Genomic DNA, 13,237 nt, shown 5'->3' on the forward strand with positions numbered 1-13,237 from the left:
ATAAAAATCAAATATTATTTTGTGAACGGTATGTATATATGATTTACACGCCTTATTTTTGAAACAAATAGTGTGTGTATAGTGTCAAACACCTGGTCGAAACTTTTCGGCCAGGTGTTTTTTTGTGCCTGATCAGGGCTGGATTTTTTCTTTTATAACCGGCAGCGGCTGAGTTAGTATGTCAGCATTTCCTGATGTTCCGGAACGGACACTGATAGTCTTCTGAGCTGGCTCACAATGGTCGCGCACAGTTCGTACTCCTCCTTCTCTTCGAAGTAGCCGATTACTTCCTCCACGAAAGGTACCCCAAAGAACAGCGCCATGGTATAGTAGTCTTTCTGGTAGAGGTAAATAGCAATAGTGCCGATCTGATTATTGATAATTCTGAATTCGAGAGAGCTGGATTTTTGAGAATTGAGATATTCAACGAGCTCCTCAGCCTGGGCAAACGATTTGTTGAAGTTGTTCATCAAGTAAGATAGAGGAAATAGTGTATGCGTTGATGGTAAAGTTAGTTACAAAACGTAATCTACGGTAGACTTAACCAAAATTTAATTTTGCTTTAATCTTGGTGCTCAGTAGTATAGACAGAAAAAGTAGCGTCGACGGTGGGAGAGCGAGGTGGAACTGGTATAACTTTTTAACGTATAGGTGAAGATGAGATGGTTGGAGGAACCTCCGAGGCAAAGGAGCGGAATCGAATCAGCGAATGAGGAGATAGATTTTTAAACTAAACCTGAGTACAATGGAAATTGTCCTGAAAGACCCACGTAACGACGCAGAACTAAGACTGACCGTTGAACCCGAAGATTATAATGGAGAGCAGGGGGTTCGTATCGTATATCCAAATAAGGATTCGTTTGTAATGGTACAAAAAAATGGCGATTGGGAAGTAATGGATGAGGATTTTGTAAATCCGGAACTGGTGGATGCCATTGGCAAAGCCTTACATCCCCGTGCCAGCTACAATTCTATTTAAGGATGGTGAGCAATTAGCTACTTGAAATTAGTACTTATCAGTAGATTACAATAGACTAAAACAGAGACACCCCGCCGGAATAGCTCCGGCGGGGTGTTTCATGTATGAACGGTCACTAGTTTAACTCATCTACGTCTACAAAGAACTTACGCTCTTTCAGCGAATAGGTAACTCCTTCGGCGAGGATGTGGAGCTTGAAACTCTCTACATATACTGGCTCCATATTTTTGGCTTCCCTATAGTTGGTACGCTGGATTTCGTCGGGTTCCAGTATCACTACCACGCCGGAGCCAATGGTACGCATCAGGTTACCTTCGGTGATGATCAGGCCGGTGTCTTCACAGATACCTAAGGCTATACAGGATGGGCATTCGAGTAAGGCTGCCGCCAATCTTGAAAATCGCCCGCGGGACAGAAAGTGCGTGTCAATGACAGTTCCGGGCAGGAATGAAAAACCGGTACCCATTTCTACGATACCTTTCAGGAGCGATTCGGAATCGGATCCGCCTTTGATCATATGCGAAGCCATCGCCATGGCGCCGGCACTGGTACCAGCTATCACAAAATCATCCTTCATGTACCGTTCTGTGAGTGCGTCCAGAAAGGCGGTATCACAGATTCTATCCAGGAGCTGTACCTGATCGCCACCCGTAAAAAAAACTCCGTCTGCATCGGCCAGGCGCTCCAGTACTTTCTTGCTGTTGACGTTCCGGCCATCCAGGTGCATGATATCCACGTTATTACAGCCCAGCTTGCCAAAAGCTTCCTGGTACATTACACCCATTTCTTCAGGATAGCCCGAAGCGGAAGTAATAACCTCGATACGGCTTTCCTCCCCTTTCATCTCTTTCAGAACATCATTCAGGATTCCGGATCCAAAGAAATCAATGGTTTTTTCATCTTTTGAGTCTTGTGCATTTGACGGACTTCTTGCTTCTTTTCCTCCAATTGGTATTAATTTTCCTTTCGGTGCTTTCATAAGTACTCCTGGTTATACTTCTCCATTTACTTTAAGTTCCACCTTGCGGGTAAGTCCGTACTGCTTGTCGAGCTCCATAAACTCCCTGACCAATGACACCGACTGACTGACCTTTTCGGTCAGTAGTACAATGACATTACCGGGCTTGACGTGACGAATGGCGTAGTTGACAGCCTGTAGTTCATCCTGTATGACCCGTATCTTTCGGCTGGGATTGATAGCTCTGATCCCGCGTTTGATGAGGTTGATGATTTCCTGTGTCTTACGACCCCTGAGGTCTTCGTCCACCCGGATGATCACTTCATCAAATACCTGAGCGGCCACCATGCCTAATGCCCTGATATCCTCATCGCGGCGATCGCCTACTCCCGTTATGATACCTACCTTACTGGTAGCCGGTACCTGATGCAGGTATTGCCCCAGCGCCGATAGCCCGTGCGGGTTGTGAGCGTAGTCGATCAGTACGTCAAAATCCTTGAAGTGGAACATATTCATTCGTCCGGGTGTGTTCTCGGCGGATATTTCGAAACTACGAAGCCCCTGCGCAATCAGATCTACGGAAACACCCTGCGTATAAGCGGCTAGTACTGCTCCCAGCGCGTTCTCGATCATGAAGCGGCACTTGCCCTCAAAGGTGGCCGGAATATTCATGACCGATTCTACCCGAATCTTTTCGGAGCCTACTAGTAGTGTGATGTAATTATCTTCAAATACACACGCCATACCACCTGCTTTGGTGTGTTCAAGGATACGCTCATTGTCAGCATGCATGCTGAAAAGAGCGATCCGGCACTTCAACCGCTCGCGCATGGCATAGGTATAGTCGTTGTCGGCGTTCAGGATCGCATAGCCGTCTTTTTTGACCGTTTCGGGTATTACAGCCTTGACATAGGCCATCTCTTCCAGGGAATTGATATCCTTCAGGCCCAGGTGATCGGCGGCGACGTTGGTCACTATGCTGGCATCACACTGGTCAAAAGCCAGCCCTGAGCGGAGCAGTCCTCCGCGGGCGCACTCCAGTACCGCTACGTCTACGGCGGGGTCTTTGAGTATGGTACGGGCACTATCCGGACCGGTGCAGTCGCCCTCTTCAATCAGATGGTTGCAGATATAGATACCATCGGTAGTCGTGTAGCCTACACAGTTGCCGGTTTGCTGCATCAGGTGCGCCGTTAGTCGGGTAGTGGTGGTTTTGCCATTGGTGCCGGTTACGGATATAATGGGTATGCGGGATGTAGTACCTTCCGGAAACAGCATATCAGCCACGTAGCCTCCCACATCACGAGCTTGCCCTTCGGTGGGGTGCGTATGCATCCGGAATCCCGGAGCTGCATTGACCTCCATAATGGCCGCTCCTGATTCTTTCAGCGGTCTGGCTATGTTCAGGGCCATCATGTCGATACCACATACATCCAGACCAATAGCCCGGGCGGCACGCTCCGCCATGAATACGATTTCGGGGTGGAGCTTATCGGTTACGTCCGTAGCGGTACCACCCATACTCAGGTTAGCGGCCTTCTTGAGTAGTACTTCCTGGCCGGCTTCTACAACCGAATCCAGCGTGAGCTCCTGATCCTGCAGCAGGCTCAGGGTTGTTGCGTCTACTACAATCTTAGTGAGTACATTCTGGTGCCCCTCGCCACGCCGTGGGTCCTGATTGGCTTTATCGATCAGTTGCTGTATGGTAGAAGTACCGTCACCGACTATACAGGCGGGCGTACGTCGGGCGGCAGCCCGCAGCTTGTAGTTGATCACCAGAAGCCGGTAGTCACTACCTACTATGAAGCGCTCCACAATGACTTCTTCGGAGTGTTCTCTGGCCAGACGAAAAGCATCCAGCGCCGACTCGCCGTCCCGGATGTCGGTAGTTACGCCCCGACCGTGGTTGCCATCCAGTGGCTTGATGACCAGCGGAAATCCCACTTGCTTCACGGCGTCGCACAGCTCGCTTTCGTCTTTGATCACTACGCCCTCGGGTACAGGTATACCGGCACTGCTCAGGATCTCCTTGGTCAATGCTTTGTTGGAAGCTATCTCTACGGCCAGGCTGCTGGTCTGGCTAGTAATGGTGGCTTCTATACGTTTCTGCTTTGAGCCATACCCCAGCTGTACGTAGCTGTCATCATTGAGTCGTATGTGGGGGATACCCTTACGGACACAGGCTTCTACAATAGCCGATGTACTGGGGCCCAGCTTTTCGGATTCGTAGAGTCTTTTCAGCTCCTCCACATCGGCCTGGATGTCATAGGGCTGATCATTGATAAGTGCCTGGGCTATGGCTACCGCGCAACGGGCAGCGTGGACACCCGCTTTTTCTTCTTTAAATTCAAATACAACGTTGTAAACGCCGTGCTCGCCGGTACTGCGGGTCCTTCCGAATCCGCAATCCATTCCGGCTAAAGTTTGTATCTCAAGTGCGATATGTTCAATCACATGACCCATCCAGGTGCCATCCTTGACGCGTTCAAAAAAACCACCGGGATGTCCCTCTGAGCATTCATGGCTATGAAGGCTGGGAAGTAAGGTCTGTATTCGGTCATGAAATCCTGGGATCAGATTAGTTGGACATTCTTCCAACTCTTCGAGGTCTAACCTCATCACTATCAGCTTGTGTCGCTTAACGGACCAGTAGCTGGGGCCCCGCATGCAGCGGATATCTACTATTTTCATTGAAGGTTGCGGATTGGTGCTACGTATTTTTTTGCCTGTGCTGTTTCTGTCTCTATTCCTGGTTGCTGTCTATATTCTGTCTTGCTCACAACACTATTTAGAACCCTTAAATAGAAAATACATGCCCTGACAAGTAATAGTGGCTCCACCTGCTGATTCCACTCCTCTTATAGTTGATTTATACTACGTTTTGTTGCGGGTAGAACCAAATAAGGTTCTGTTATAGTCAATGATTTCGAAATATATAATTGTGTATTCGCTATTTTGATAAGGAAGAAGTAACTGGATGTATAACTACGCCATATAGACAAAACTTAGTTGCGATTAGATATTTCCTAGGAATAGCAAAAGCTCCACCTGAGGAAAAGCAGGTAGGTAGCTATTCTCATAATGTGAAAATTTTTACGCAGAAAGCACCTGTAAAAGGCCTGGTTTCTCAACCCGTAGATAAATATACGCAGGAGCAGGCCAAAGGGTACATCAGCAGTACAGCTGGCTGACAAACAGGAAATACCTGATGCCGTTAAAATTGAAATACATATACCTGCTGAGTGGCGGTTGGGAGGGCGTGGCAGAGGACAGGAGCAGCAACGGACCTTATTTTTTGGAAGGAGAGCAAGGTCCGGGTACCAGGCTTTTAACAGAAAGCACGTAGGTGCCCGAGGCTCACGCTGATAATCAGGCACATCATACAGTAACTACACCCAGCATTTTCTATGTTTACAATTGCTATTCACGGAGGAGCCTGTTCGGTAACCCGGTCTGAACTAACGGAAGAGAAAGAGAAGCAATATCGGGAAGGGCTTGAAGAGGCTCTTACGGCCGGGTATAACGTACTCGCCCGGGGCGGATCGGCTCTGGATGCTGTAGAGCAGGCCGTAAAGTCTATGGAAGATAACCCACTATTCAATGCCGGACGGGGAGCTAATCTTACATCGGAGGAAAAAGTAGAAATGGATGCGGCCATCATGTGCGGCAAAACGCTGAAGGCCGGAGCCGTGGCTAACGTCCGGAACATACGCAACCCCATAGCGCTGGCGCGGGCTATATTGGAAAAAACCGAGAATGTACTACTGGATAAAGACGGAGCCATGGCCTTTGCCAGGGATCACGGTATCCCCTTTGAGCCCGATGAGTACTTCGTTACCGAACACCGCTTCCAGATGCTACAGGAAGCCAAAGAAGAGGAAGAATCCAACAATGTAGGCAAAGGCACGGTAGGAGCCGTAGCGCTGGATCAGGAGGGTAACCTGGCCGTGGCAACCTCTACGGGGGGGATCGCCAATAAGAAATACGGCAGGGTAGGAGACAGCCCCATTATAGGCGGAGGTACCTACGCCAACAACCGCGCCTGTGCGATATCCTGTACCGGCGACGGCGAGTACATCATGCGGGCGGTAGCCGCTCACGATGTTTTTTGTCTGATGGACTACAAAGGCCTGTCACTGCGGGAGGCCTGTGAGATAGTCATGAAGGAGAAAGTAAAAGAGCTGGGAGGAGGTGCTGGACTCATAGCCATAGATCGTAGCGGTCAGGTGGAGCTGGTATTTAACTGCGAGAGTATGCTCAGAGCCTGGCGTAACGAACGGGGGGAAGGTGAAATAGCTATCCTTTGATGAGGCGGCTTGCTGAATACTTGGTTATTCAACAAGCCGCCTTTTTAGTTGATGCTCTGATATAGAATTATTCCGCCATTTGCGTAGTTCAGGCCATACGGACGGTACCCCCCGCGGGTACCCGATGCTTATCCACCCAGTACGCCCATAGTACCAGGATCCACTGCAGCTGGCCTGCCCAGGCTATATCAGTGGTGTTGGTAGGAGGCGGCCCGAACAGGTTACCCACATGGATAAGTACCAAAGAGCCAATCAGGGACCAGAAGCCGATGCTGCCTATCCTGTCCTGGGCGCTAGTACTCCGGGCGTACAGTACCACACCGGCTGCAAACAGGATACTTTCCACGACTACACTACCCGCCAGCGAATTCCACAGGCCCAGGCCCAGCATGGGAGAGTCGCCGGGGTACAGCGGCAGGTCGGGCCGGTGCATGATCACATCCAGCAGCCAGTGGCTTAGCACACATAGCCCCACAACCATCGCATCCAGTCGGGCCCCTTCCCGCTTTCTTCTCAAAATCCAGTACAGTACTCCTGCCAGCAGGCTCCAGCCCAGCACGAGGAGCAGACTGTGCGAGATGGGATAGTGGGTAAAGTTGAGGGGCGTTACTTCCGTAATACCGGGCTGAATGGTTACTTCTTCCAGCCCCATGAGCAGGAAGGTCGGCCACATCAGATCGAGTAGCTGCGAGGCCAGAAATAAAGTACCCAGCGAAATGGCAGGCCGGATTGACTTGGCTCCGAGGCCTACTCCAAAATGTCCAATAAACATAGCGCGTAAAGATTGTGAGGATTAATAGATTATAACTACTGCCATGACCCTATCAGGCCTTAAAAGTGATACTCAAAGGTACAGGGGTAAGGTTGGGAAAGTCCAATAAAATAGGATGAAATGGATAGAAAAAAGGATGAAATCTACAATTTGAATGATGAAGGAAACTAACTACTTGTGAAGTAGTGTCAGGTATTCTATAATTATATTCCTTTGCACCAAATTTCCGTCAGAAGCACCCTTTGGGAACAGGATTTGTAACGTGTTATTGGTACCCAGCCTGAACCTTTCGGAGGCTTATAGGTTTGAAAGTGAATGACAATTGTTAACTAATATAACAGAATGACAGCCCAAAGTAAATCCATAAAAGGTACAAATCCCGATGTGGTTTTGATCGGTGCGGGAATCATGAGTGCTACTCTTGGTATGCTGCTAAAAGAGTTACAGCCTGATCTGACCATTGAAATAATTGAGAGACTTGACGTAGCCGCCGCCGAGAGCTCTGACGCCTGGAATAACGCCGGTACCGGCCACGCGGCTTTCTGCGAACTTAACTATACACCCCAACGCGCCGATGGCTCCATTGACACCTCCAAAGCGGTGAAGATTGCGGAGTCATTTGAGGTGTCACGCCAGTTCTGGGCTTACCTGATTCAGAAGGAGCTCGTGCAGTTGCCCGATTCATTTATCCGCAGGCTGCCCCACATGAGTTTTGTATGGGGAGACGAAAACGTAGACTACCTGCGCAAGCGGTACGAAGCCATGCGCGAGTGCCACCTGTTTGAAGAGATGGAGTATTCGGAGGATCCTACTCAGCTCAAGGAGTGGATGCCCCTGGTGATGGAAGGCCGCGACCCCAACCAGAAGGTAGCCGCTACCTACATGCCCATCGGTACCGACGTAAACTTCGGAGCCCTGACCCGCAGCATGTTTGAATGCCTGCAGCAGATGGAAGGCGTAACCCTGCACTTCGACCAGGAAGTAAACGACCTGGACCGCAAGAAGACTGGCTGGGAAATAAGTGTAAAGGATAGAAAGACGGATAAGAAAAGAAAGATACGGGCCCGATTCGTATTTATTGGTGCGGGTGGTGGATCCCTGCCGCTGCTGCTCAAGTCGGGCATACCCGAGGGTAAGGGCTTTGGTGGCTTTCCCGTTAGTGGCCAGTGGCTGCGTTGCAACAATCCGGAGGTAATCAAGCGGCACCATGCCAAAGTATACGGTAAGGCCTCGGTAGGTTCGCCGCCGATGTCGGTACCTCACCTGGATACCCGTATGATCAAAGGAAAGCAGGAGCTGCTGTTTGGCCCCTACGCGGGCTTTACGACCAAGTTCCTCAAGCAGGGCTCGTACTTTGACCTGCCGCTTTCGGTAAAGCTGCAGAACATCCGCCCCATGATCTCGGCCGGTCTGCACAACATTCCGCTTACGCGTTACCTCATTGACCAGGTACGTCAGTCGCCCGAAGATAAGTTTGAGGCCCTGAAAGAGTACTTCCCCGAAGCCCGCATGGAAGACTGGGAACTGGAAGTAGCCGGAAAGCGGGTACAGGTGATCAAGAAGGATCCCAAAGGCGGTGGTGTACTGGAGTTTGGTACTGAGGTAGTAAGCGCCGCCGATGGTAGCATTGCCGCCCTGCTGGGTGCCTCACCGGGAGCCTCTACGGCCGTATCCATCATGCTGACCCTGATGGAGCGCTGCTTCCCCGATCAGGTACGCTCAGAAGCCTGGCAGCAAAAGCTCAGAGACATGATCCCGTCCTACGGAAAGTCTCTGGCCAAAGACGCCCAACTCTGCCGCGAAATCCGCAACTACACCAGCGAAGTACTCGGCCTGGAAATGGTAGGGTAGTAGGTGGTTTGATATATTTGATTATAAATAGAGCCTGTCAGCAACTGACAGGCTCTATTAGTTTTATAATGATCAAAGGCTAGTGCTTAAATTTAGCAATAAAAATATCATTGGAATGGGAAGTAAGAGTAGTGCTACCGAAAGTAGCACTACCAAGAAATGATCCAGTCACCGTCATATTACCCAGTGCATCAACAGCAATACCATGACCTTCATCAATGCCACCTGTTGCTCCCGCTTTCTCAGCCCAGATAAAAGTCCCTGAAGAAGAATATTTCATTATAAATATATCCCTATCAAAAAGTCCTCCAGTAGTTAGAGATTTGGTGCCAAAATTTGCAACATCAGAATATGTTCCAGTAACATATACATAGCCATTATTATCTACAGAAATACTAAATCCTAGATCAAAACCTGTACCTCCTCCTTGTCTTGCCCACTGAACTTCTCCATTACTACTATATTTGGCTAGGAAGACGTCTATCCCTCCTGTACCATTAAAGACAGTTGTACCAAATAGGGCAGAATCAACAAAGTACCCGGTTATATATACATCACCATTTTCATCTGTAACAATACTATTTCCTCCATCATTTTGGCTCCCTCCTGCTTTCTGGACCCACTGAAGTTGACCATGTTGATTATATTTTGCAATAAAAATGTCAGTAAAACCACTTGAAGTGAGAGTGGTCGTATTGAAGGTGGCTCTTCCACTAAATGATCCAGTTACAAATACGTTTCCGCTTTTATCTACTGCTATTCCATTACCTTGGTCAATTTCACTAAAACTTCCTACTATACTTGTGACTTTTTGAACCCACTGCCCTTCTCCATTAGTATTAAATTTGGCAATAAAAATATCGCTCACGTCACTGGAAGTAAGTGTAGTAGCGCCAACTGTTATTTTTCCATCGAAATTTCCAGTCACATATACATTTCCACTTTCATCAACTGCAATACTTCGTCCGTAATCAATGCCTGCACCTCCTATTCTCTGGACCCATTGCATCTCACCACTGCTACTGTATTTGACTATGAATGCATCAAATAAATCAAGGATTTGATTTGAACTATTAGAAACAATTGTACTAGTGCCAAATGTAGCCGAATGCTGAAAGCGTCCAATAACATATACATTGCCATGGATATCTACAGCAATATCTTGTCCGTTGTCGTGACCAGTTCCTCCTCCATGTTTAGCCCACTCCACTTCGCCGCTGCTATTGTATTTGACAACAAACATCTCATTGTATCCACTCCCAGAAAGTGTAATTGCTCCGAAATCAGCCTTATCATAAAAAAATCCGGTTACATATGTGTTCCCGCTTTTATCTACGGCTACACCCAATCCCTCGTCATGACCAGAGCCCCCCTCGCTCCAGGCCATAACGTCTTCGGGGAGAGGCTCCAGATTGTGATCCTGACAGCCTGATATGAAGGCTATGAGTAGTGAGGTCAGTAAGATTACAGTTTGTTTCATAATGTAGTTGTGTAAGTGTGCATGGATTATTGAATGAAGGATGCTTATTTAGCATGAGTAGGTATGATAGAAAAAGCCCGGCAGCTATTTGGATTAATAGTTGCCGGGCTCTTGTTATTGCTTATACTTAGCTACAAATATGTTATTACTACCACTGGAATTAAGGGTAGTGGTACCAAAGGTGGCAGGGCCTAAAAAAGTACCTATTACGTATACATTTTTATCTTCATCTACTGCAACCCCTAGACCATCTTCAAGGCCGTTTTTCGCTCCTGCTGTCTGAGCCCATTGAAAAGCTCCCATAGAATTATATTTAGCAATAAACATATCTCTATCAAAAATGCTTGCAGTGGTGAAGGTTGTCGTACCAAAGGTGGCGATATGAGAGTAGTTTCCAGATATGTAAACATCATCTTTATTATCTAAAGCTATACTAAGACCATTTGCATTTTCTATATTCTGTACCCACTGTATATCACCGCTGCTGCTATATTTTGCTAGAAAGAAGTTTGGCCCACCTTCACCAAGAAGTACCTTTGAGCCGAATGTAGCGTTATGATGAAAATAACCAGTTACATATATATTATTATTTTGATCAACTGTAATACTATTCCCTCTATCGCTTCGGGAGCCTCCAGCTCGTTGAGCCCACTGGAGATCTCCAGTGGCGTTATATTTTGCAATAAATATATCACTTGCGCCACTGGATGTAAGAGGTGTCGTTCCAAAAAAGATTGTACCGTTAAATATTCCGGTCACATATACATTGCCGCTTTTGTCTACTGTTATACCCTGGCCTTCATCTACTTCGCCAAAACTTCTAACTAAACTCGCTGCTATCTTAACCCATTGACCTTCTCCATTGGTGTTGTATTTAGCAACAAATACATCACTCACATCATTGGAATTTAGAGTTGTGGAGCCAACTGTTATTTTTTCGCCAAAATAACCAGTCACATACACATTGCCACTTTCATCAACAGTGATACTTTGCCCGAAATCATTGCCGTTCCCTCCTAATTGCTGGACCCATTGAAACTCACCATTGCTGCTGTACTTTGCTATGAAAATATCAATCACATCGAAAATGTGAATTGAACCATTGGAGACAATTGTAGTAGTACCAAAAGTTGCTGATTTCTGAAATCGGCCTATGACATAGACGTTACCATTTATATCTACACTAATATCCTGTCCAAGATCGTAACCAACTCCACCCTCATTCTTAGCCCATAGTACATCACCATTACTGTTATACTTAACAATAAATACATCATCTTCTCCTTTGGAAGTAAGTGTAGTTGTACCGAAGGTAGCTGTCCCCTTAAAATGGCCCGTTGTATATATATTGCCACTTTTATCTACAGCTATACTAGTTCCAATATCATAGCCTGGCCCGCCCGCCTGCCAGGCCATGACATCTTCGGGATGAGGTTCCAGATTGTGATCCTGACAGCCTGATATGAAGGCTATGAGTAGTGAGGTCAGTAAGATTGCAATTTTTTTCATAATGTAGTTGTGTATGGATAGATTCGATTGGAGATAACAGAAAAAAACCGGCAGCTACCTCAACCAGTAGCTGCCGGGATCATCTTGCTATTCTTTGTATCGGGCTATAAATAGACTTCCTCCACTTGCGGAGAGGGTTTGGCCGGCCAGGGTGGTAGTGGTGTTATGAAATTGACCGACTACAAATATATTTCCTTCGGGACTTAGAGTTATACCAGATGCAACTTCATAGGAAGCGGTTCCATCCCTTCTAATCCATTTGAGCGTACCATCACTAGCCAGTTTGGCTATGTAGATATCTGATCCTCCACTGGATGTAAGGGTTTGTCCCAGAATGTTTGCTGTACCACTAAAGTTACCGGTTATAAATACTTCACCCTGCGCGTTGGCTGCTATATCAACGGCAGGAATTTGATGAAACCACTGAACAGTGCCGCTGCTATTGATTTTACCTATACTATTCTCTGTGTCGACATAAACATTTCCTGCCTCATCCACTTCTACATTCTGACCCCAGCCGTTGCCTATTCCTAATGTCGTTATCCACTGTAGGGCGCCCTGGGGGTTGTACTTTGCAATATTACCGGCACCATTGGCCTCTGCTATTATCCCTGTTATGTAGAAGTTTCCCTCTTTATCTGTTGTCATATTAACGGCCACATCGATCCCGCTTTTACCAACCTGCCTGACCCATTGATACTCGCCAGAAGTATTAAGCTTGGCTATGAAAAAGTCGTGTGTGGTCATGCGCGGAATTCCACTGTCACGAGGAGTCATTCTAATTCCGTTCACCATTGTGGTATTAAATCTAAAAGATCCTGCTATATAAATATTGTCAGACTGGTCTATAGCAATCGCTAATATTTCACTATCACTATTCAATGTTTCATCGAGTTTTATCCACTGAATTTCTCCTTGACTCGAGTATTTTACAACAATAAAGCCCCGGCCATTAATTGTTGTCCCACCAATAGTGGCGGTATGGGTAATCTTACCCGCGGCGTATACGTTGCCATGGCTGTCGACGGCTATGCGATAAAAGTAATTATCCCCATTACCTCCTATCTTTTGGGCCCACAGTACTTCTCCTGATGAGCTGTATTTAACAAGAAAGGAATTAATAAAATTAGTTGATTCAGGACCAGTAAGTGTTACCCCGCCAAAGGTGGCCGTATTACTATATATACCGGCCACATATACACTTCCGTCTTTGTCTCTATAAAGGTCATGCGGATACGAAATAGGTCCTCCGCCAAGCCAGGCAGACTCTTCAAGAGGAGGATTATTTGGATTAGGCTCAAAAACATGATCTTGGCAACTCGTGATAAAAGCAAGCAATAGAGACGTCAGTAGAATAGCTATTTTTTTCATAATGTAGTTG

General features: G+C 47.1%; 10 protein-coding genes. 3 read left to right on the top strand and 7 right to left on the bottom strand.

Translation table 11 applies throughout. The features are described 5' to 3' along the window. Nucleotides 1-173 precede the first annotated feature (173 nt). On the bottom strand, nucleotides 174-470 hold the full coding sequence (locus JTN23_RS02310; RefSeq protein WP_247232078.1) for a hypothetical protein: 297 nt from the start codon (nucleotides 468-470) through the stop codon (nucleotides 174-176). A gap of 275 nt (nucleotides 471-745) precedes the next feature. On the opposite strand from JTN23_RS02310, the gene JTN23_RS02315 reads away from it, so the two are divergent. Then, nucleotides 746-979, top strand: coding sequence for a hypothetical protein (locus JTN23_RS02315; protein ID WP_247232079.1), 234 nt, complete (start codon nucleotides 746-748; stop codon nucleotides 977-979). 115 nt (nucleotides 980-1,094) lie between these two features. Here JTN23_RS02315 and JTN23_RS02320 read toward each other — a convergent pair whose 3' ends face one another. Both JTN23_RS02320 and cphA read right to left on the bottom strand, forming a co-directional pair. Next, nucleotides 1,095-1,958 (bottom strand): cyanophycinase, encoded by an 864-nt coding sequence (locus tag JTN23_RS02320; protein WP_247232080.1) that lies wholly within the window; start codon nucleotides 1,956-1,958, stop codon nucleotides 1,095-1,097. Nucleotides 1,959-1,970: 12 nt separating this feature from the next. Continuing rightward, nucleotides 1,971-4,628, bottom strand: a complete 2,658-nt coding sequence (gene cphA / locus JTN23_RS02325; RefSeq protein WP_247232081.1) for a cyanophycin synthetase — start codon at nucleotides 4,626-4,628, stop codon at nucleotides 1,971-1,973. Nucleotides 4,629-5,344: 716 nt separating this feature from the next. Here cphA and JTN23_RS02330 point away from each other — a divergent pair. Then, nucleotides 5,345-6,244, top strand: coding sequence for an isoaspartyl peptidase/L-asparaginase family protein (locus JTN23_RS02330; RefSeq protein ID WP_247232082.1), 900 nt, complete (start codon nucleotides 5,345-5,347; stop codon nucleotides 6,242-6,244). 88 nt (nucleotides 6,245-6,332) lie between these two features. Here the strand turns inward: JTN23_RS02330 and JTN23_RS02335 are convergent, their stop codons facing one another. Continuing rightward, entirely contained in the window at nucleotides 6,333-7,016 is a 684-nt protein-coding gene (locus tag JTN23_RS02335; RefSeq protein ID WP_247232083.1) for a hypothetical protein, read from the bottom strand. Nucleotides 7,017-7,358: 342 nt separating this feature from the next. On the opposite strand from JTN23_RS02335, the gene JTN23_RS02340 reads away from it, so the two are divergent. Further along, complete coding sequence (locus tag JTN23_RS02340; protein WP_247232084.1) at nucleotides 7,359-8,867, top strand: malate:quinone oxidoreductase; 1,509 nt, start codon at nucleotides 7,359-7,361, stop codon at nucleotides 8,865-8,867. Nucleotides 8,868-8,946: 79 nt separating this feature from the next. Here the strand turns inward: JTN23_RS02340 and JTN23_RS02345 are convergent, their stop codons facing one another. From JTN23_RS02345 to JTN23_RS02355, 3 genes are all read right to left on the bottom strand, one after another. Beyond that, nucleotides 8,947-10,347: an SBBP repeat-containing protein gene (locus JTN23_RS02345; protein WP_247232085.1), complete on the bottom strand. Its 1,401-nt coding sequence runs from the start codon at nucleotides 10,345-10,347 to the stop codon at nucleotides 8,947-8,949. A 114-nt stretch (nucleotides 10,348-10,461) separates the two neighbouring features. Continuing rightward, entirely contained in the window at nucleotides 10,462-11,856 is a 1,395-nt protein-coding gene (locus JTN23_RS02350; RefSeq protein WP_247232086.1) for an SBBP repeat-containing protein, read from the bottom strand. Nucleotides 11,857-11,943: 87 nt separating this feature from the next. Then, nucleotides 11,944-13,227 (bottom strand): SBBP repeat-containing protein, encoded by a 1,284-nt coding sequence (locus JTN23_RS02355; RefSeq protein WP_247232087.1) that lies wholly within the window; start codon nucleotides 13,225-13,227, stop codon nucleotides 11,944-11,946. Nucleotides 13,228-13,237 lie beyond the last annotated feature (10 nt).

The sequence above is a fragment of the Telluribacter roseus genome (assembly GCF_017355915.2).
In the GTDB taxonomy this organism is placed as follows: Bacteria; Bacteroidota; Bacteroidia; order Cytophagales; family Spirosomataceae; genus Telluribacter.